The 21,385-nt window shown below is 46.7% G+C and carries 19 protein-coding genes; 4 read left to right on the forward strand and 15 right to left on the reverse strand.

Going from position 1 to position 21,385, the window contains the following annotated elements; genetic code table 11:
• Positions 1 to 16: 16 nt before the first annotated feature.
• The 5 genes from BMW71_RS20760 to BMW71_RS20780 all read right to left on the reverse strand — a co-directional run bounded on the left by BMW71_RS20760 (position 17) and on the right by BMW71_RS20780 (position 5,683).
• A complete protein-coding gene (locus BMW71_RS20760) occupies positions 17 to 1,414 on the reverse strand; it encodes a hypothetical protein (protein ID WP_092178319.1) in 1,398 nt (465 codons plus the stop codon).
• Between the two features lie 106 nt (positions 1,415 to 1,520).
• A complete protein-coding gene (locus BMW71_RS20765) occupies positions 1,521 to 2,942 on the reverse strand; it encodes an MBL fold metallo-hydrolase (RefSeq protein WP_092178321.1) in 1,422 nt (473 codons plus the stop codon).
• Positions 2,943 to 3,023: 81 nt separating this feature from the next.
• Entirely contained in the window at positions 3,024 to 3,350 is a 327-nt protein-coding gene (locus BMW71_RS20770; RefSeq protein WP_092178323.1) for a rhodanese-like domain-containing protein, read from the reverse strand.
• A 331-nt stretch (positions 3,351 to 3,681) separates the two neighbouring features.
• The gene (locus BMW71_RS20775) at positions 3,682 to 4,608 is read right to left on the reverse strand and encodes a tetratricopeptide repeat protein (RefSeq protein WP_143057717.1); all 927 of its coding nucleotides are present in this window, start codon (positions 4,606 to 4,608) and stop codon (positions 3,682 to 3,684) included.
• Positions 4,598 to 5,683, reverse strand: a complete 1,086-nt coding sequence (locus tag BMW71_RS20780; protein WP_092178327.1) for an AI-2E family transporter — start codon at positions 5,681 to 5,683, stop codon at positions 4,598 to 4,600. The genes BMW71_RS20775 and BMW71_RS20780 overlap by 11 nt, the downstream gene beginning before the upstream one ends.
• Positions 5,684 to 5,762: 79 nt before the next feature.
• On the opposite strand from BMW71_RS20780, the gene BMW71_RS20785 reads away from it, so the two are divergent.
• Entirely contained in the window at positions 5,763 to 5,960 is a 198-nt protein-coding gene (locus tag BMW71_RS20785) for a CsbD family protein (RefSeq protein WP_092178329.1), read from the forward strand.
• Positions 5,961 to 6,123: 163 nt separating this feature from the next.
• Here BMW71_RS20785 and BMW71_RS20790 read toward each other — a convergent pair whose 3' ends face one another.
• Positions 6,124 to 7,041 carry a mechanosensitive ion channel family protein gene (locus BMW71_RS20790; protein ID WP_177179722.1) on the reverse strand — a complete coding sequence of 306 codons (918 nt, stop codon included), beginning with the start codon at positions 7,039 to 7,041 and terminating at the stop codon, positions 6,124 to 6,126.
• 295 nt (positions 7,042 to 7,336) lie between these two features.
• Here BMW71_RS20790 and BMW71_RS23790 point away from each other — a divergent pair, with 295 nt between their 5' ends.
• On the forward strand, positions 7,337 to 8,167 hold the full coding sequence (locus tag BMW71_RS23790) for a hypothetical protein (protein WP_177179723.1): 831 nt from the start codon (positions 7,337 to 7,339) through the stop codon (positions 8,165 to 8,167).
• 83 nt (positions 8,168 to 8,250) lie between these two features.
• Positions 8,251 to 10,989 carry a CHAT domain-containing protein gene (locus BMW71_RS20800; protein ID WP_177179724.1) on the forward strand — a complete coding sequence of 913 codons (2,739 nt, stop codon included), beginning with the start codon at positions 8,251 to 8,253 and terminating at the stop codon, positions 10,987 to 10,989.
• 9 nt (positions 10,990 to 10,998) lie between these two features.
• Here the strand turns inward: BMW71_RS20800 and BMW71_RS20805 are convergent, their stop codons facing one another.
• The 3 genes from BMW71_RS20805 to BMW71_RS20815 all read right to left on the reverse strand — a co-directional run bounded on the left by BMW71_RS20805 (position 10,999) and on the right by BMW71_RS20815 (position 13,266).
• Positions 10,999 to 11,778, reverse strand: a complete 780-nt coding sequence (locus BMW71_RS20805) for a hypothetical protein (RefSeq protein WP_244891255.1) — start codon at positions 11,776 to 11,778, stop codon at positions 10,999 to 11,001.
• A 98-nt stretch (positions 11,779 to 11,876) separates the two neighbouring features.
• Positions 11,877 to 12,665, reverse strand: a complete 789-nt coding sequence (locus tag BMW71_RS20810; RefSeq protein ID WP_092178337.1) for a hypothetical protein — start codon at positions 12,663 to 12,665, stop codon at positions 11,877 to 11,879.
• Positions 12,646 to 13,266, reverse strand: coding sequence for an RNA polymerase sigma factor (locus tag BMW71_RS20815; protein ID WP_092178339.1), 621 nt, complete (start codon positions 13,264 to 13,266; stop codon positions 12,646 to 12,648). Before BMW71_RS20815 ends, BMW71_RS20810 begins: the two co-directional genes overlap by 20 nt.
• Before the next feature lie 458 nt (positions 13,267 to 13,724).
• Between BMW71_RS20815 and BMW71_RS20820 the strand changes: the two genes are divergently transcribed.
• Positions 13,725 to 14,783, forward strand: a complete 1,059-nt coding sequence (locus BMW71_RS20820; RefSeq protein WP_092178437.1) for a LacI family DNA-binding transcriptional regulator — start codon at positions 13,725 to 13,727, stop codon at positions 14,781 to 14,783.
• Positions 14,784 to 15,069: 286 nt separating this feature from the next.
• Here the strand turns inward: BMW71_RS20820 and BMW71_RS20825 are convergent, their stop codons facing one another.
• The 6 genes from BMW71_RS20825 to BMW71_RS20850 form a co-directional block, all read right to left on the reverse strand.
• Positions 15,070 to 15,309, reverse strand: a complete 240-nt coding sequence (locus BMW71_RS20825) for a hypothetical protein (RefSeq protein ID WP_143057719.1) — start codon at positions 15,307 to 15,309, stop codon at positions 15,070 to 15,072.
• A gap of 78 nt (positions 15,310 to 15,387) precedes the next feature.
• A complete protein-coding gene (locus tag BMW71_RS20830; protein WP_092178343.1) occupies positions 15,388 to 16,689 on the reverse strand; it encodes an SMP-30/gluconolactonase/LRE family protein in 1,302 nt (433 codons plus the stop codon).
• A gap of 45 nt (positions 16,690 to 16,734) precedes the next feature.
• Entirely contained in the window at positions 16,735 to 18,138 is a 1,404-nt protein-coding gene (locus BMW71_RS20835; protein ID WP_092178345.1) for a neutral/alkaline non-lysosomal ceramidase N-terminal domain-containing protein, read from the reverse strand.
• Between the two features lie 72 nt (positions 18,139 to 18,210).
• On the reverse strand, positions 18,211 to 18,996 hold the full coding sequence (locus BMW71_RS20840) for an amidohydrolase family protein (protein WP_092178347.1): 786 nt from the start codon (positions 18,994 to 18,996) through the stop codon (positions 18,211 to 18,213).
• The gene (locus tag BMW71_RS20845; protein ID WP_244891256.1) at positions 18,986 to 19,906 is read right to left on the reverse strand and encodes an amidohydrolase family protein; all 921 of its coding nucleotides are present in this window, start codon (positions 19,904 to 19,906) and stop codon (positions 18,986 to 18,988) included. The genes BMW71_RS20840 and BMW71_RS20845 overlap by 11 nt, the downstream gene beginning before the upstream one ends.
• A 135-nt stretch (positions 19,907 to 20,041) precedes the next feature.
• On the reverse strand, positions 20,042 to 21,373 hold the full coding sequence (locus BMW71_RS20850) for a DegT/DnrJ/EryC1/StrS family aminotransferase (protein ID WP_218145616.1): 1,332 nt from the start codon (positions 21,371 to 21,373) through the stop codon (positions 20,042 to 20,044).
• Between the last annotated feature and the right edge of the window lie 12 nt (positions 21,374 to 21,385).

A 21,385-nucleotide genomic window follows, 5' to 3' on the forward strand; every position in this document is an offset into this window, starting at 1 on the left:
CGTTTTTTCCTTTTTGTTAAAATCTATAATCTAGAATTACATTAATGTTCCATAAGTCCACCCGATTAATTCTACTAGCTTCTGCTACACGTTCCGGGGCAGTCGCTGTCTTGTTTACCAGCAGAAATTTTACGTCCATTCCCTCCAGGTATCCTTTAAGGGGAAAATCCAGCCCCGCTGAGACATGAAAGTAAGAGGGAACGCCGTATTTATTCATTCGGTAGTCGTTTGTCTCCGGTGCGGCTACCCTGCTTAGGCCCAAATTCCCACGAAAAGGTTTATCTTCTGGAAACCAATCGTATTTTAACGCCAAGGCTGTCAAACCTCCATTTCCTTCAAATCGTTCGCGCGGAAGACTGGCATAAAACTGCTCTCGCCCCCATTCTCTGGGAAACAAGAACCTTCCACTCGCTGCGATTCGCAATACGTTTACCGACACTCCCTGCTGCCTGTCGGAAATACCCAGTTTCATGCCGAAGCCGTGGCTACGTTCTCCTGGGAGCATGTAGGCTTTTGCCGGATCACCATTCCCTCCCGCTTCGAGAGCGGTTTGGTAAAACCCCTGCAGGCCCAGGTCAAGGTTCAGTTTACCCCGCGGAAGGGTCTTATCCCATTGCGCAAATTGCAACCCAAACACATTTTCTGCGAAATAACTCCAGAGTTTCAGGCGTCCTAGCTTTTCACTGCTGTTTGAAATACCCAGCAAACCAATACCCTTTGATTCGATATTCCCCCTGTATTTCGATGCTTCCCCCCACACGTTTCTACCAAACGGATATACACCAAAGGATTCTCCGACGCCGTACCAATCCACGGTACCTCTCATGGTAACGTGATCAAACCAGGCCAGGGTATACTTCCAGTTGCCCGGGTTATACCGCAGCGTTAATCCGCTAAAGATGTTCGGTCGCATTCGGTTGTCCTGCTCGTTAAGCAAAGGAGTCGTTATTTTCTGCCGTCCGAAGGTGAAACGTATATCTCCATTCAGATAACTCAGGTACAAGTCTTCGAGCCGGTCCAGATCCTTGGTGTTTTCAAAATCGTTCATGTCATACAACAGAATTTCGTACCGGTTTAGATTCCCGGTGAGGGGATCCGCTAACTGCAAATTTTGCGCATACATCTGAAAGACGAAGAAACCACTGAACCCTACATGAAATCCTTTAAAGGACGGACTGTAATAGCCCATACCGGCACCCAATGCCCAGGTAGAATAGTCTGTTAAATCCCCCTTGTTGATCGTTTGCATGTAAACGCTCCGCACATGAAAGTCAAATTCCCCACTTTTTACGAAGGAGGCCAGATTCCGCTTTTCGGAATCCCTTGCAACGGTATCCGTTACTTCCTGCCCACGGGCAGCATTTCCGAACAAAAGGAACGTCGCTGCCACAAAACCAACTGTAAACCAATTCATTTTTTTTCAGATTTTTTGTGACCCTTGTCACCTTTGGTGGCTTCCTACGAAAATGGCAGGGACCAGGTCCCTGCCATCACAACCAAAACATCAACCAAAAATGGGCTTACAATAAGGTGGTTGGGCAAACGTAGTCGCTGACCGGAAATTTTCCAGATGCCTTGATCGCGTCAAAACCGCCTTGAATATCCACCAGATTGTCGTAGCCTCTCGCCTTCAACACCGAATTAAAGATCATGGAGCGATACCCTCCTGCACAATGCACATAGTACGTTTGGTCCTTTTTGATCATCGCCATGTTTTCATTGATGTAGTCGAGTGGTACATTACCGGCACCTATTACATGTTCACTTTGGTGCTCGCTGGCTTTCCTCACATCCAGCACATTCAGGACTGGATTTGCTGATTTCAACTCGGCCAACTCCTCCACAGAAACCACCGGAATACGATCGGTGTCGTTTCCTGCTTCCTGCCAGGCTGCGAAACCGCCTTTGAGGTAACCCAGTGCATGATCGTATCCCACACGAGCCAATCGCGTGATCACCTCTTCTTCTCTTCCTTCGTCTGCTACCACCAGAATTTCTTGCTTCACATCCGGTATCAGGGTACCTACCCATACGGCAAAACTTCCGTCGATTCCGATATTTATCGAATTCGGAATAAATCCCTTCGCAAAAACCTCGGGGGCACGGGTATCCAGTACTACCGCACCCGTTTCATTGGCAGCCGCTTCAAACGCCGCTGGTGACAAAGCCTGCTGTCCCCTATCCAGTACCTCATCAATGCTATCATACCCCTGGATATTCATCAACACGTTCTGCGGAAAATAGGCCGGAGGAGGCGTCAACCCCGTAAGAACTTCTTTGATGAAGGCTTCCTTGCTCATCTCCTGCAAGGCATAATTCGTTTTCTTTTGGTTTCCAAGGGTATCGCTCGTCTCCTTACTCATGTTTTTCCCACAAGCACTTCCCGCCCCGTGCGCAGGGTAAACGATCAGATGGTCGGCCAATGGCATGATCTTTTCACGCAGGGAATCGTATAAATGAGCCGCAAGTTTTTCCTGGGTAAGGTCCTTGATCACCTTTTGTGCAAGGTCCGGTCTTCCTACATCGCCGATAAAGAGGGTATCACCTGTAAATAGCGCTACTTCTTTACCTGCTTCATCGGAAAGCAAGAAAACCGAGCTCTCCATGGTGTGGCCGGGTGTGTGAATCACTCGGATGGTGGCCCCTCCTACGCGAAATTCCTGATTGTCTTTGGCTACGATTGCGTCAAAACCCATTGGCATCTCGGTAGGACCGAAAACGATTTTGGCACCTGTTTTTGCCGATAAGTCCTGATGACCGGAAACAAAATCCGCATGAAAATGCGTCTCAAAGATGTATTTAATGGTAGCCCCATTTCGCTCTGCTTTCTCTATATAAGGCTGTACTTCCCGAAGCGGATCTACGATGGCTGCTTCACCATTGGATTCGATGTAATAGGCCCCTTGGGCAAGACAACCGGTATAAATTTGTTCTACTTTCATGGCATTTATAGATTAATGATGGATTATTCAAAGGTACGGGTGGTGCCCCAAGTACTGTAGGACTTCGGTCACATAGGTGATTTAATAGGGCCAGGAAACAATGCCTCCCGCGAGGTTGTACACGTTTTCGAAACCCAATCCGGCCATGGTAGCACACGCATGGCCACTTCGGTTACCACTCCGGCAATACAGGTAGTATGCTTTGTCCTTTGGGAGATTTTGCACCTGTTTTTTGAAGTCGGGAGACATCATGTCCAGATTTCTGGCTCCAGCCAGTTTTCCGCCGTGAAATTCACCTGCGGTCCGAACATCAATTACTACTGCATTTTTTTGTTTCATTCCTTGATAAAATTCTTCGGCACTGAGATCGCTGTACGCTTTTGCTTTTTTATGGAATAAGTTAAACATCTTCTTCTTTTGTTAAATTACCTAACAAAAGTAGGGAAAGGGAAAGGGAGAAAAAGTAATTTTTGTCACATTGAAGCGAGGCGCAATCCAACTGAAACCGGAAATTGTTTCTAGCCTACCAACCACCTGCCTCACCCACGGTAGGGGGCGGGCACGTTGTGTTGGTTCGTCCTAGGTATGGGTGAATGGTTCGGTTTCCATTCAGGCAAAAGGCCTGCCTCTTGCAGGGAATCCGCCAGCCGCTTTACAAAAAAAAGCTTCCAGGAGCCATATATGGCGCCGTACCAAAAAAGGCCTATCCGAATAGCCCGTGGGGACCGAAAGCGGATCGCTATTCGCCGGAAGGCAGGTACTCCTCCACCAAAGGCATCGACGGATCTTTCTCCGACACTTCGCCAAGAAATCGTTCTGCCAGTTCCATCTCTCCTTTTTTATAGTAGTAAATACCTTTATTGCGCAGCGCATACAGGTTGCGGCTGTTTTGCTTTAGGCTGAAATTGATGTCCTTCAAACCTTCCTCCAGATCACCCAGGTAAAGGCGGTATAAACCCCTGTTGTTGTAATAAAACGCCTGATCTTTTTCCAGCGATATGGCCTCCTCCACGCTATCCAACGCCTTTTGGTAGGCACCCTGCTCAAAATGAATCAGCGACTGCAGGTTGTAAATCATGCTGTGGCCCGGGTCCAGTCCCTTCGCCCGGGTTAAATCCTCGGTCGCCTTATCCCATTCGCCCAGGTGGTAATTTACGGTGGCCAGGTTGATATAAAGCTCCACGTTTTCTGGATTCAGCACGCGTGCCTGCTCGAACGCCTGTTTTGCTTCCTGATACCGCTTCAAGGCCGTAAGGCTAAGACCGCTTACAAAATGGGCTTGGGCATCTGCTTTGTTCTGCGCTACCAACGCATTGCTGCTTTCTAAGGCTTTGTAGTTTTCTCCAAAATCCAGATAAGCCATGACGCGTTGAAGCTGGGCGTCTCGGTAGGTTTCATCCAGTTCGATCGCCTTATCAAAATCAGCTATGGCTTCTGCATAGCGCAGCTGCCCGTGCTTGGCCAGTCCCCGATTATAATACGCTTCCTTAAAAAAAGGATCGATGGCCAGGGCCTCATCGTAATAGGAAATAGCCCCCTTGATGTTCCCTTCCGCCATTTCATTGTTTCCTTTCAATAAGAACCTCCCCTTTTTGTCCGCCTCGGAGGCACAGGAGAGGGAAAGCATGGTGACTACCGCCAGAAAAAATGGCCAGTTAACGTTCATTTTTTTCACTTTTGAATACCGGTTTGATCTCTTCTTCTCCAAACAAATACGCAAAGGGTTTGGTGCTATTTTTCAATTCAAAAATCCGTTTTAAAATCGCAAGCGTCGGAATAATGAGAATCATCCCAATGACTCCCCAGATCGCCCCACCTATCAGCAAGCCTAAAAACGTTACCAAGGCATTCAAATTGACATTTCCTCCGACGATTTTCGGTGTAAGTAAATTACTTTCGATCAGCTGAATAACGGTAAACGTCATCACCACCATTAAGGGATAAATCAACCCGTCCATGGTCAGAAAAGCAAAAATAAAGGGAAGTATTGCGCCCAGAAATGGCCCCAGGTAAGGGATAATATTTAACAAGGCTGCAAAAAGCCCAAAAAAAACAGCGTGCTCGACCCCGATGCTGTATAACGCCACTGTATTGAGAACTGCTAAAATCCCCATCACCTTCACCATGCCGATGATGTAATATTGCACTACTTTTCGCAAGTCCCTTATCGTTGATTTGACCTGCTCTTCTTCCTCTGATACAAAAAATTTGGCTATAAAATTTGCCAGGTGGTCCCGGTAGATAAGCATAAAAAATATAAAAACCGGCAATAGCACCACTCCCGAAAGCGAACCGATCGTCGAAAGTAAAAAATTAGAAACGGTTTCACTGTTTGATTCCAGTAACTCGTACAATTGAGTCTTATCGACACCGTTTTCAATGCCCAAATTGGCGCCAAAAACATCCGTTGCCATTTGGTCCAGATCGGCGAGGTATTGATTCAATCGCCCCGAAACATCCTCAAAATCCCTTGAAAAACTCCTGACCTGCAAGATTACCAGTAAGATCAATCCAACCAGTACGGCAAGTGAAGTCAACAATGCCACTACTGCTGCCAATGGACGGGGAAATCGCTTGGTTTCCATCCAATTACAGGCCGGAATTAAAAGCATGGCAATGTATCCGCCAAGCATGATCGGAATCAGTAAGCTTCTGCCGATGATCAGAATGTAAATGATTACGATCAATAAAAGCAATATGGTAAGCGCTTTTAAGTGGCCCGGCAGTTTTATTTTTGTCATAGAGCAAGAGGTTTGGAACAGTTATTGTACTAATCGTATACAAATTAGAAAATAATTTTTCATTAAAACCAATAGTCACATGTCAAATCAATTGAAACTTAAAGGAAATTGGAACGAGCTAAAGGGCAAACTTAAGGCCAAATATGGAGAGCTCACCGACGACGACCTCACGTACGCCGAAGGTCAGGAGGACCAATTAATCGGTAAACTCCAGCAAAAAACGGGTGTAGCAAAAGAAGAGCTGAAGGAAATGATCTTCGCGGAAGAAGATAAATAAACCACTGATTTCTACAATCGTAGGTTAAAGACGGGTCCACCATCAATTGGGGACCCGTTTTTTTTTGCTTGATCCTTTGTGGTCGTAATCACTTCTCCCTTTTACAAGACATGTGCGGCGAGTCAACGGATCCCACTGCGGGTTACCGACCGCATCGTTTGAATCAGTCCGATTTATTGCGAAAGGAAACCTGGGCATTGGTCAATTGTTCGGAGAATTTTTCTCCTCCCTTGATGCCAAAATCCAGCGTACGAATGGGGAAAGGGATGGTAATCCCGTGTTCATCGAACGCTTTTTTGATATTCTTAATCGCCTGATTTTTTGCAACAATATAGGCCCGGTTTTCACGGGTGTATTCCAGCCAAATATTGACCGAGAAATCTATGGAACTATCGCCAAACCCCTTCCAAAAAAGGGAAACATCCTCCCCCTCTATTTTTCCGGGCACATCACTGACGGCCTCCAAGGCTACTCTCTCTACCAGCTCCAAATCCTCTCCATAGCTTACCCCACAATCTATCCGTATTCTTCTTCTACCTGCTTCCGTATAATTAATGAAATTTTCTTGAAAAAGAAATCGGTTTGGAACGTACACCATCGGACCATCAAATGTTTTTACCTTGGTCACCCGCAAGTTTACGTCCACCACATTACCCATGATGCCGTCGTGGGTTTCGATCACATCCCCGATGGCATAGGGCTGCTGAAACGTAATGTAAATACCGGACATAAAATTGGCCGCCGTGTCCTGAAAGGCAAATCCCAGAGCCAGGCCAAGTATCCCAAGTCCGGCAAGAATGGACGTGACTGTACCGGTAAGGTTTAAGATAGACAGTGCCAGCATTAGTCCTCCTACCATTATTCCAAGGAAGATCAGGCGGCTCAAAAAACGGCTAATCGTTTCATCCAGATGTACATTGATCAGCTGCTTCTTAGAAAAACGCTCGACGAAACGGGCGAAGAAAAGAAAAACCATAAAAACTAAAATAGCCAGGACAAGATTCGGTAAATAGGCTACCAAAGCAGTGAGCCATTTTTCCAGCTTATCCAGTACTGTTTCAAGTAATTTGGGGGTATTCATTGCATCCATCTGTTTTAGGTGTAGCTTTTCGTTCAAAAAAATATAGCCTAACCAAAAAAAGGCAGCTTCTCATCCATTGTATTTGACTCACACAAAAGAAATGGCTACAATTATTACACCAAAATGATCTTTTTTATGAGATTTCTGGTTACATGATTCGATTCCGATGCGACATACAAGAAAATTACCCATGGTTTCTCACAGCTATTTCGTCTATTTTCTTTTGCTCCTTTGCTTAATCTGGATATCTTGTGATCCCGAGCAGACAGAGGCCGATCTTCGAAACGGTCCTGCTATGGAAGATTGTACGGGCTTCGCCTATCCGGATACGCTTTTCTTTATTACAGAAACCGGGGATAATTTTGTCAATCCGGTAGGTATGGAAGGATCGGGGACTTTTTCGGTGTTTCCAGAAGGGTTGGTCATTGATCCCCAAACCGGCACCATCGATATCAATGCCAGCGAAACCGGATTGAAATACCAGGTTAGCTTTAGCCAGGGTGAAACTACCTGTGAGTTTTTTGTAAGCATAGGCGGTATCAATTACCTGGATGGTATCTATGTGGTGGACCAGGGCGCTGCGACGGTAGTACCTGTTTTTAATGGAACTCCTTCTGCGCTGCCCGTATGTGAGGATGAAAACGATGATGACGATGACGATGACGATGACGATGATGATAGTGATGACGATGATAGCGATGACGACGAGTGTGCGTTTGACGAAGTGGGTCCCGGCGGAGAACGCCTGGCGGATCAAGGGCTGATCGTAGAGAATCAAACCGGGATAATTGACCTCCAACAAAGCCTTGAAAATAATTTCTTTGGAGTCCAACCAGTAAACGGCACCGAAAAAGACGTTACCCTCTACTACCGGCTCAGCGATGGCAGCATGCGCGCGTTGAATTCGTTGGGAATAAAATTCTTTTATTTCGAAACCATGGACGATGTGCCCCAGGATCTCATCAACGAAATCCAGGAAAAACAAGGGCAAATCCTATCAGCCAAACCTTCTGCATCAACCATGCGTTTTAACTTTAGCACACCCAGAACAACCCGCCGATTTTCGCCCGAAACACGAAGACCTAGGCCGCCTTACCTGGTCGTTGTTTCGCGCCTCGCGCGGTAATTGCGGCGACAAATGGCTTTATGGATAAAACCCGGTGCATACACTATCTATCATTTTTTTTCCTGCTTCTACCTGTTGCAGGAATGGGACAGGAAAGCGATTGGTTGGAGAAATACGAGGCAGCTGTTGCCTATTTTTATGCCGAAGTCCCGGACGCAAAAACCGACAGTAGCGCCATGCACCTGTTCCAGGGAATCATTGAAGCCCAGGCAGACGGGATGGTACCAGACACCGTTTTGCTAGACGCTTACGAAAAGCTAGGCACGCTTTTCCTAATCCAAAACGCGCCGGAAAAAAGCATACAAACCCTTAAAAAGGGAATTCTAACTGCCAGGAAAAACAACCTATTGGACTCGTTGCTCTTCCATTCCTATTTGTTTATGGGGGAAAACTTCTTTTTAATGAATCAGGCGGATAGCAGTATTTTTTACCTGAACCGCGCGGAAGCAGCCTTACGCACCAAAGCCGATAAAAACGAAACGGGGAGGCTCTACAACTCTCTAGGCGTTATCTACTACGAATCGGGTAATTACACCCAGGCTGTCAATTACTTCTCCAAGGCAAAGTCAGCCCTGCTGGAGGACCGGTCTCTGGATAATTCTACCGCCACAGAATACGCCTTATTTAGCCTGCTCAGCAACGAAGCAGCCGCATGGACCAACCTAAACGCCTTTACCAAAGCGGCCGATCTATACACGCAGGCATTGGAGCTAACCATTGACAGGGATGAAATCATGCGCAAGCTGGCCGCACTATATGTAGAAAAAAATGCGCCGGACACCGCACTTTATTACCTGCAACAGACCGAGCAACAAGCGGCCGCCGGTAATCGACTCCACCAGAATATCCTGGCTGATATTTACTTGTTGACAAATCAGCCCGATAAAGTGATCGATTTGCTGCAAGATGCGGCAACAAAAGAAATGAACCCCGGAACGAACACGCCAACTGCGAACAATTACCGAAACGGGGAATCATTCCAATTACTGGGAAAAGCATGGCATCAAAAAAAACAGTACAAGAAAGCGCTTCAATCATTCCACCTTGCCCTCCTAAGTTTTGATGAAAGCTTCCAGCAAACGGATGTGTTTCAGAACCCTACGCCGGGAAATGTAAACTGGGGAATGACCGACCTCTTTGAGACCCTTTTACTCAAAGCAGAGACCGCGGGTTTATTGGCAAAGGAAACCCAGGAAGTTTCGCTGCATCGGCTGTCCTTTCACACCTACCAAACGGCTTTCGATTTGGTGTTTTACATGAATAATTTGTACGACAATGAAGAAGCACGGATATTTTTGGGCGAGGCCGTACGCAAAGGCTACGAATCGGCAGTAGCTGCCGCCATAGACCGTTACAAACAAACCAACGATCCCAATGATTTAATTCAAGGCTTCAGCTGGGCAGAAGAAAGCAAAGCCACCGCACTGGAGCTCGCACGTAACGAGGCCCGAATAAAAGAAAAGGCCGGCATTCCACCCGAACTTCTTCAACAAGAAAAGAACCTAAAATTTCAGCTGACCCGTGCCAATAGGCAGTTGATGGAAAACTATTCTCCCAAACGGGCCGAAGAACTCGAGGCCGCCGTACGAGATAGCAAGCTGGCGCTAAGTCGGCTGTACGCTTCCTATAACGATTTTACCGTGTATTTTTCCGAAAAGATAGCTGCCGAGCGCATTGAATTTTCCGTGCTTCAGTCCCACGTGAATTCGAACAATCTAGCCGTTCTTTCCTACTTCTTCGCGGCGGACGATATTTTTTGTTTTACCCTGACTCCGCAGGGATTGAAACTAGCCGAGAGCAGCGAAAAAGCGACCGTCACCTCGACCATCCGAACACTCCAATCCTCTGTACTCAATTCCAGAGGAAATAGCCGAAAAGACCTGGAATCGGCAGCTACCAAAGCGTTCCAACAAGTGATTGCCGCAGCTTACAGGGAGATCGAAGACTACCGCGATTGGATCATCCTGCCGGATCAGATTCTCGTTCACGTTCCTTTTGACATGATGCTGGATCCGGCAGGACAATTTCTGGTCGAAAACCATGCCCTCTCGTACCTCTATTCTGGCAAATTCCTTCACGAGGATTCAGAAAAACCGGCCGGAGGTCAAACCTTGGGCTTTGCTCCCTTCACCGGTCAGGATTCCATGCCCCATCCTGCTTTCGAACCACTACCCTATTCCGGATCCGAAATTGATGTCCTGGCGGGTCTGGCTTTCACCGGCCAATCTGCTACCAAAACGGAATTTCTAAAACATTCCGAAAGCGCTTCGCTGATCCATCTGGCTACCCACGCGTTTTCCTCATCCAAACCCGGCACGGATCCCTTCATCGTTTTTTCGCCCGCTGAAACCGACCACCTGCTGTATGCAGAAGAATTGTATCAATTAAACCTTCAAAACACGTCATTGGTATTTCTAAGCGCCTGCCAAACGCACACCGGCACCTTGATCGCCAGCGAAGGCTTGATTAGTTTGTCCCGGGCCTTTTCGTACGCCGGATGTTCCAACCTCGTTAGCAGTATCTGGAAAGCCAATGACAAAACTACCGCTTATATTAGCCAGGAGTTTTATCGTTGGGTGGATCGGGGATACAGCTTTCCAGTTGCGCTGCAGCGGGCCAAAAATGCCCTGAGAAATGATCCCGAAATGGCTCAATTTCATCATCCGTACTATTGGGCTAATTTGGTATTTATTGGTAACCGCACCGAACCGTCTCCCGCATGGATCCGGTTTTGGTACCTTTCGCTTTTGCCGGCTCCTATCATCCTCGCTTGGTGGTTGTCGAAAAAAAGCCCGGGAAAACCCGGACTTTTTAACAGGTAACCAAGCAAATCAATCAATCTCAATTTCAATTTCCGCGTCTACCGCGATCTTATCGCTTATTCTTCTATAAATAGAGACGTTACTTGTTCGACTGATGACCATTACGCCCGTTTCATCCAAATCGGCATCGTCCAGTTCCGCGCCACTGATCGTGGAAAACCAACGGGAAGGAATAAGCTCGAAGAGAATAAGTGGATTATTAACCCGATCGACCCGAAAACCACCATTTTCTGCCTCAATTTCCACTTCAAAATCGATTTCGTCACCAAAATATTCATACCTAAATGGAACTTCCTCATTGTCACCATTTGTGTAGGTGCCGTTTAATTGAATGGAAGGCTCGTTTTGATAGTCAATCAGATCTATTTCCATTTCAATTTCCTTATAAATGCCTTCCGGAATCTGAATAAAGAAATCCGCATCGCTGTCAAATTGGTCAAATGTAACCTTTTTGATTTCGTCAAACTTGATTTCGTATTCCCACTCGTCTCCATCCTCGTCGTCATCGTCATCGAAGGACCCGGCAGCAGGCAAACCTTCCGTATCGAAATCTCCTTCCAGCTCCAATTCAAGTTCCCGGATCTGAATAAATCCATCTGTAAATTGTAGCCCGGTCGCAGTCGTTCTGGCATTGGCGGCCGTAGCCGAATTGCCCTGCAATTTAAAAAGCATCCCCATGGTTCCGTCCCCAGTTCCCGGTACCATATCCTCATCGGGAGTGCAACTGGTTGTGACGAAAAACAGCGTTAAAACGATTGCCGAAATCAGGTTTTTTTGTTTGTGCATCATTTGTTTATGTTGTTTAGTTTCCCTTTGGTTGCAGCTAAGTAGAAAGATGTAACCATCCCGGAAGAAAAAAATCTAAAAAATTTTGTAGCATTCAACTACTAGCGTAGTGTTTGCAAGCGAACACTCAATACTTCCGCCCAGGAAAAGCTGGAGTGGTATTTGTGCTGATCGTCATCATTTATTTTTTTGATTTGCCTTAGTGCGTCTTCATATGCCTCCTGTTTCAAATACGCAAGTGCCATGTAAAAGTCTGCTTCGTCTTGAAAATTATCGGTCTCGTTACGGGCATTCTCTGCTTCCAACGTTTGTAGGTAACGCAACGCCTCCGACGGCTGATTTAGTTCCAAAGCGGCCGCACCCAATAGCAAAAGTTCCATCGAGCTATATGCTTCCGGTTCACTCCCCTCGATTGCCTGAAACATGTTCTTAAAATCTCCTTTCAAATAAAGCGATTCGAGCAAATTTTCCTGCTCGGCAACTCCCCGGTCCGCCGTGATTTCATAGGAAAGGTAGTTTGCTTCGAAAAGTTGATTGCCGTCATTTTGCAGCAGGAAAAACCCATAACCCAGGGTACCCAACAAGGCTACACTGGCTGCGATCCTCCCCCAAAAATGCAAGGGACGTACCTTGTTTTCGAGTTTGGGAGTGGAAATGGACGTAAAATCCTTGTTTTCAATGCGCTGTTTCAAAAAATCGTGCTGAATCTCCTTGATAGACGTTTCATATCCGTTGGATTTTATGGCACGGAGCGTGTAGCGATACAGGTTCACCCGATCGCGAAGCGACGGGTCACGTTCCAGTTCCTTCTCGAACAACTCTTTTTCGTCGGACGTGAGGTTTCCGTCCAGGTATTCTACCAAATAAGGATCATCGTATTTCTTTTCCATTTTCCAATGCGTTTTTTACCAGTTGGTAAAGTTGGGGATTGCCTTCGATGCGATCAATTAATTGTTTCATGCACTTGTATTTTGTATTCCTTGCCACTTGCTCGTTTGTATACCCCTCCGCTTCGCTGATCTCTTTCATCGACATGCTTTCGTAATAAAATAAGTGCAACAAACGCTTACACTTGCTCCCAAGGCGTTCAAAGAGGGACAAAACCAATTGGTAGCCTTCCATTTCCTCCATCGTTTTACTGATATCCTTCACTTCCCTTTCCTGTTCACTCGTATACGCCCGGTCCCGGTTAGCCCTACTCTTTTGTTTTCTTAGCGTGGTCAGCCAGATGTTGCGGTTGATACCATACAATACCGAATTGATACTGGAATCTCCCCGAAATTTTCCGGTTTGCACCATGTTGAGAAATACCAACATGGTCTCCTGTATGGTATCTGCGGCATCCGCTGCTGTTCCGCTATTCTGAACGATGTAATTCTCCATAACGGCGTAATAACCTTGATATAGCTGCAGAATGGCTTCGTTTACCTGATTGGATCCAGCAAGTGCGTCAAGTAGTTCCTGGTCCGTCCAAACCGTACCTTTTTTCATAAGTATCCGTTTCTTAGTGGTACCAAATGTAACCAATGTAACCAAATTTGAGAAAAAAATTAGGTTGCCCGTGGCATCGGGATTCCATTGGGTAAAAAAACGCCCTTTTTACCGCGCATAACCCCTCCGCGCACGCCATTCCAATCCTGTTTTCCAGACCATTCCCCTTTGAAACCATGGCAAGACCTTGCGTACGTATGGCAGTAAAAAAAATGGACTATAAAAATAATATACCGAACTTCTGACAATGCCTGCATGGACTGTAGTGGTAAAAATCTGAACATCGAACCACCCGTCCTCGATTGAAATAGGGAAACGGGATAAGACCCACCGATAAAATCGATCAAATCCTCAAACGGAAGACTTTAAATATATTTTCCTAAATTAGCCAAGTTACACTAAATTTTACTATTAGACCGCTAAAACAGCCAGTTACTTTATTGGGTTATACCTTAGGAATGAAAAAATATCAAAAGTTATCCGGCGTTAAAGAGATTGCCAGATTAGCAGATGTGTCTATAGGTACCGTCGACCGGGTCATCCATAACCGAACGGGTGTATCCGCAAAGACCAAATCGAAAATAGAGAACATCATCAAGCAGCTTAACTACCAGCCTAATATCTTAGCCAGCCGACTGGCTTCAGGAAAGGTTTATCGGCTTGCTGTACTGATCCCGAGAGGATCCGAAAGAACCGACTTCTGGGATACCCCCCTCAAGGGCATCAAACGGGCGGAGGAAGAAATCAGGCAATACGGTATCTCTGTAGCCACCTTTTTCTTTGACCTGAATGACAAAAGCACCTTTATCGCGTCGACCGAAAAAATTAGGCAGCAAAAACGCTTCGACGGGGTCCTGATGGCCCCCTCCTTCGTCAAAGAATCCATTTCATTCACACGGTACTGCCAGGAGCATTCCATACCGTTTGTCTTTATCGATAGCAATATTGAGGTAAATGGGAGCCTTTCTTACATAGGTCCTCCCCTTTTTCAAAGCGGATTCCTGGGAGCTCGCCTCTGTACCTTTGGTATGAAAAACACGAAAAAGATTTTGTTTATCACCATTTCCAAGGAAAAGAACCGGTACAATTACTCCAAAATCGAAGAAGGATTTAAAAACTATTTTTTCGAAAATGACGTAGACCACCAACTGATCAAACTGACGATCACAGACACGGAAAAAAAATCTGTGTTTCGGAACCTCGAAAAGGCTTTCGTGAAGCATCCGGATATTGAGGTCATTTTTGTAACCAATTCCCGGGTGTTTTCGGTAGCGCAGTTTCTGGAATCAAAAAAACACAAAAAGATTCATCTCGTTGGTTATGATTTTTCCAAAGAAAACCAAAATTACCTAAAAAACGGATTGATCGATTTCCTCATATGCCACAAGCCGGAGGAACAGGGATACCGGGGACTTATGAGTCTGTACCATCACCTGGCCCTTAACCTTCCGGTGGATCAAGTGTATTTCATGCCTATCGATATTGTCACCAAGGAAAACCAGGATTTCTATCGGTAACGGAGTAATGCTCCTAGCTGTCCATGACCGGTAGATATAGCACCCCAGTTTTTTTTGAATCCATTTACCTGTCACCGATCCATTCCTGCCGAGTGATTTCATAAGCCGCAGGTAGCAATAAAAATGTACACGTACCTGTATCGATAGACACGAATGTATGGCTTCACCTGCTTGAAAGATCAGTGGCAGAATCGGACCAAATGGCCATTCCCACCGGAACCTGAATACGGCAGGGCTTATCGGGTCTTTCAGCAAACGCGTTGCGTGTCGGAACACATTTTTCTAATCATGCGCCGGCGTAAATGATCAGTAACAAACCGGTAATAAAGCAGGCAAACAAGGCCGAAAGCCATACATTAATTTTCGTAGAGGCTCCTTCAAATTCTTTCCCAATAAAAACTCCCCAAAGGGCTGCCCTATCAAACAAGACCCGGGTTCCCGCTGCATCGAAGGTAGGGATATACGCATGCAGGTCAACCGAATAATCCCAAAAATTTGCGAAGGTACCGCCATGCCTTCCTTCCACCGGCATATCGGCTTTGGGGCCCTTCCCCGGCATATTGGCCCTGACCTCGGCATCGCCTGTAGCTGTATTTCTCCCGGGTTACCCCTGCAACGGATCTTTAATTTTAATCAAGTCCTGAATGATTGTCCCCGCTTGATCAAACCTCGCCAGGGTATAAATATAACCATCCTTTCCGATGGCGATGGAATTGACATAAGTCGGGATGGCTCCATCTGCGTACAGAATCGGTCCGTGATCGATGTACTGCCGATCCGGTATCCGAAACGTGACCAAATGAAGGTTTTCGAGACCCTTCGCTGCGCCCTTTGAAATTGATTCAACACCTTCGACCCGTTTTCCATTTTTATAGATGGGTCCTCCGGTCAGGTAGTAAATGGTGTCGTTGTCGATGCAGTGGTCGAAACCCAGGTAACCGTAACTGAACTGGTCAAACATTCCGCTTTTTCGGGAAGGTTCGGAGACGATCCGTTCCACAAGCTCCACGGTTTTTTTTCTGGGATCAAAGCGGAACAGGTAGCCGGAATTTCCATGCACACCATAGGCAACTTGCTCGGACTCGTGCCAGAAAATCTTTCGCCAGTTATACGCCATACTACCCGGTCGGGTCGGATCGTATTGCCCAAAATAATCCAAACGCAGGTGTACTTCCTCCTGCAGCAGTTTTTTCTGCTCGGGATCGTATCGAAAGATAGCTCCATCTGCGGTGGAAAAATAAACGCTGCCGCATCGGGGATCTACAAACAAAGAACGGCATAGGGTCCTGAAATCCTTCCCGGGAGTTCCCGCTTCTCCAAGGAAGGAAACCGGCCCCAGGTCCTGCAGGGTCTTCGCTTCGGTATCGTAGTGGAAGAAACGCCCCGTAGGCCAGGTGATGCCATAAATCTGAGCGCGGTCCAGATCCATGGTCATGGACAAGATTCCTTCGCCCCCAGGTAACACTAGCAAATCCTCCACCTCCCGGCTGGCCAGATCGTAGGACAAAAGATGTCCTCCGGGATAGGTGGAAACGCCATTTGGCGGATTCTCCGGCATCCGCTCGATACCGTCGACCAGTTCATAAAAACCGACATGCGTACCGAAATACAGCTTCCCTTGTCTCTCGTAAAACGAAACATGGCTTTTTCCCTGGGGAACGGCGTTCTTGGAGCCTTCGCCGCATAGTTCAGTCAAGTCTCCGATATACACGATTCGATCCTCGCACGGCTTGTATTCATAGAATCGGCCTCCTGTTTCCAGGGATTCGGAGGAAAGAATGTAGTAAATACTGCCATCGCTTGCACTGGAAATGGCATTGTAGGTGTCGTGCGCCAGTTTAAAACCAGAAAAGTATTTTTTTGCCTCCAACTGTTGGCCCGTATTTTTTGTCGTGTCAATTGCCATTTTTAATGCGTCCTATCCATGAAAAAAGAGGTTTAAATTAAGGGTCTAATTGGGTAACAGACCGGATTGCACCTTTGGAACGCCAACCTGCTCTGCTAGGCGAAGAAATTCATGCAGAATCTCAATTTCAAGGGTAGCCGCCCAGGTACTCGGCATCCCGTAGACCATTTGGGAAGAAGCCCCCTCGTAGCCTCCTTCCCGAAGGATGGTAGTGGAGGGGATGTAGCCCATTACATCATTTGAGTAGCCCATGACCACCAGGTCCTGCCCAAAAACCTTTTTAAGCTCCAGCGCATAGGCCACTACGGTTTCCCCTCCCAAGGTCATGATCGGCTGATCTCCCAGGGTCCACACCTGAACGGGAAAAGGATACGCAGTCAAAACCGGCAGTCCTTGCTCGCGCTCATCCTTCATGCGGGTCGCCCACCGCTTCTGATAACCCGAAGCGGTGGAAATAAATGCCGTCAGCGTTTCCATGCTTGGCGGAGTGGACAGGGCCAAATCGATCTCCGAATACGCCGTTTGGATACGTGCCTCCAGGGGTCGCATCCCCTCGCTCAACACCCGTTCCACGGCGGCAGCCAGGCTTTTTCCGTATTGTTTCGCGAGAAAAACCGTCCTTCGCGGGAGGGGATTTTGGTCGGCCCCTGCTCCCTGGAAAAATAGGGCCACGGCGCCCGGATAATTTTTTTCCAGTTCCAACTGGGCAAAACCCGGATAATCGCCAGAAATCGCATAGCCGCTTAACACCGTCGGATGACAGGCATAACCAAATGCAATGGCCAGGATCTCTCCCGCCACATTGGCTACCTTGATTACCGGTACCGCATAGTCGTTAGGTCCCCGCAACTCGGTTTGCTGCAGCAAGCTGTTTTCTGCGTTGTTTCTCCGGTTTACCTGAAACCGGGTAACGCCATTTTCGACGAACAAATGCGCCGGTTGAAGCGAATCCAGCGCTTCCTCCACCAACCGCAACGTCTCGGTAACCAGCTCCTCAGAATACGTGCTTACCCGTATCTTTTGTGCTTCGTCCAGGGGATAAATATCGGAGAGGGAATTTTCCAGTACCGGACCGGAGTGGGTATGGGAACTGTTGATAATGATCTGGGATTTTTCAAGCCCGTATCGTTCTTTCAACCCAGATCGGATGCGATCCGATAGGCCTTTTGGCATGCCAAGCAGGTCCGATGTGATCAGCACTACTTGCTTACCGGAAGCATCTTCCAAGGCGAGTGCCTTGATCCAAATGGGATGAAGCATGCCTTCCGATGGATGATCCCTTCCGCCATAACCAGCCAGCCATATCGGATCCTTCGGCGTGATGTCTATTTTGGACACACCGGCCTTCCATTGCATGGAATCCAGGTCTTTTCCTACAAGGGCATGTGCGGTCTTCATACCGAGTAACGCCATGGAGAATATCAATACTAAAGATGTTATTGTTTTCATGAGTTGATTTGGTTTAATCTACTTTCCTTTATTTCGATGCCTGACTGAAGCGGTGCATTAGATTCCATTTTTTTAAAGCCTCATAAACCTCATAATATTACCTGACATTAGATCCTGCCGGATCGCAGGACTTGCCTCTTCTTCCCGGAGAGCAGCAATCCTTAAGGCCCCGGTTCTGTAATCCAGAATGGGCGAATGGCTGCCAAAGCCGAATTTATCTTTTCCAAAGGTGCTCATCAATCCTCCCAGATCGACTATATTCCTCCCGGAGGTATCCATGAAAACGTTAGCCCTCTTGATCAAGGACAAGCCTTCCTGTTCCATGGCGGTACTATTGGCAATATTTAAAATCATAAATTGGCCATCCGGAACCGCTTTGATGATGGGCAAAATATCCTTCAATGTCCATTCGTCGGTGATGTCCAACCAGGAACTCGGCCGGCTGTCCACCATTCGCAAAGTGAGACCGACAGGCACCCCCCTATCGCGCGCTCTTTTAACCAACTCGACACAATGAGGATTGGTCAATTCATACCGGTGGTATTTGGGAAATAGTCGAATTCCTTTCATTCCTAATTTCGAAAGACTTTCTTCCATATCTCTTCTCCAACCCGAATAAATCGGATTGATGACGGCGAAAGGAAGTAATCTTTCCTTCCACCGGCCGTTCGAACGGATCTCAGCATGCAGTTCCTGGTTGGCAGCTTGTGTGTTTTTATAAAAAACACCATTCATGTTGGTCACCAGGGAAATGTCCACCCCAAACTTTTCCATTCGTTCAACGGCGGATTTACAGGAATTATTCGTTACCTGACGAAAGGGCCAATGACCCACGTATGCGTTGCTGTCAATCCACATTTTTTCCTGATTTTTTTAAAATCGAGTTATAATTATCAAAAAATATCTTTTTTCGCTGATTTTCATTTAATTCAGCTGCCAAAACATGGCCTACACCTTGATAAAAACTGTTATCGCATCCAAATAATAAGCGGTCTTCACCCAACTGCTCCAATGCAAAAGGAATGATGTCTGCCTCATTGTTGCTACCAGAAAGGTCCACGTATACATTGCTATACGGTTTTACAGCCTTGCAAGCATCCAACCAATCTCCTCCCCCTCCTAAATGAGCTAGTTGAAACATGGCTTCGGGAAACCGTTTCGCAGCGATAACAAAATCCTCGGGGGTAGAAACATTTTTAGGCTCTCTGGCATCTAAAACTACCCGTGATCTGCCGATTCCCATATGCATCAAAATGATCATCTTTAAATCAATGAACTTCTCAATTATGGGGTAAAATAAAGGGTCGCTTAATTTAACGTGATTGTATAGCTTCAATCCCACCATCCCATGATCCATACACCGATCGATTTCATGCATCGATTCTTGCAGGTAGGTCGGATTCAGCGTGGCCTGTCCAATGAAACGATCAGGAAATTTTGACACCGCATCTAGTATCAGGTTGTTGCATCGAACGAATTCTTCCGGCAATCCCTTGCTTCCCGGAGACATGGGTCTGGAAATAACCAGCTTTTCGATTCCTAGTCGATCTGCAAAATCAATCTGAATTTCAGGGCTGTCGGGGGTAAAGTATACATGTGCATGGGAGTCAATTTTTCGGTACTTTAGCACTTCATCCATCAAATCCGTGGCTTCATCCAGGGTCTCGCCTGTACCTGAAAAATCAATCAAATTACTACCTAAGGCAAGGCCGGAAGCAGTGGCCGCGGCGTGGGAAAAGAATTTTCTTCGGGTAATATTTTTAGACATAACCGTTTTTATTTAACGCAAGAAAAGAGTTCAATCCTCCTGGACAGTTGTTTTGAAAAGCAAAGCCAGACATTGTCTTTCGATTCATTATCCTCTTACGTGCCAAACGAAAACTTCCTTTCAGGCAATAGTCATTCACTTCTTATCACCCTTTTCGGGGGATCCGGATTTAGCCAATTCTCCGGCGTGGTTTCTTATTTTTACCAGAGCCTGCGCGATTTGCTCCATATCATTTTTGGTTCCGAGTAACATGGATTGCGTAAACCATACTGCCTGCTCGCAAAGTAAATCGTTCTGGGGACAACTAGTGGTTTCAACCCATTCCTGCATGGCTTTTTCACCATATAGCTTCAAATAGTGCCTGTTTTTTGCCAAGCGCTGCACGTAATCTTCTTTATTCATACTTCGATACCCGCCGGAACAGGGAACACCTTCCGCAGCCAGCGCTTGCAAAAACCTCGATCGCGGCATGTCAGCAAATTCACGCTTGTCGTAACGGAACATGTAGAGATGATAGGCACTTTCGGTTACACCCGGATACATTTTTGCTGGATAAATCCCGGGTATTTCACGTAACAACTCCGTAAGATACGTTGCGTTAAGCGAACGTGTCCTGGCCTGACTCGACAACATGTCCATTTGTGTCGTCAATAAATTACCCTGAAACTCTGTCATCCTCAGATTCGACCCCCTTGTGGATCGATAGGTACTTGAATCCGAATCGGTTCCGCGGCTCTGATTTTGGAAATTAAACGCGTTCCTTGCGAACGCATCATCATTGGATAGAACCGCCCCGCCTTCTCCTGAATTTAGGTTTTTACTCGATTGAAAACTGAATGCGCCGGCCATTCCAATCGTCCCCACTTTTTGTCCCTTCCACTCAGCCAAATGTGCCTGACAAGCATCCTCGATGACTGGAATATCGTGTCTGCCTGCAATTTCCATGACCGTGTCCATATCCGCCGGAGATCCTCCAATGTGGACGGGCATAATAAGTCTTGTATTTCGAGATATTGCCTGCTCGATTTTAGTGGCGTCAATTTGAAAACTCTCTAAATCGGTGTCTACAAATCGTGGTAACGCGTAATTCAACACAACAACGTTATAGGTGGCAATGAATGTGTATACCGGAATGATTACTTCATCCCCTGGACCAATATCCAACACTCCCAAAGAAGTGTACAGGGCGTTTGTCCCGCTGGAAACCCCTAAGCAGTGTTTGGCACCAGTCAATTCCTTGAATTTATTTTCAAAAGTAGCCACCGAATTTCCACTTAATCTACCCCATTTTTTGCTTCGCAAAACGTCAACCAGCCCCTGCTCATCACTCCTTCCAGCAACAGGCCAACTCGGAAACTGACCCGGGTGTGCCTTGGGCCCGCCCAAGAGAGCCGGCTTCTTATTTTCACTTGGGAGATACGCAAAAGCAGGTCCTCCGAGGGTAACTCCGGCACTAGCCAAAGTCATGGCGCTTAGAAA

The sequence above is a fragment of the Cyclobacterium xiamenense genome, assembly GCF_900109255.1.
In the GTDB taxonomy this organism is placed as follows: domain Bacteria; phylum Bacteroidota; class Bacteroidia; order Cytophagales; family Cyclobacteriaceae; genus Cyclobacterium; species Cyclobacterium xiamenense.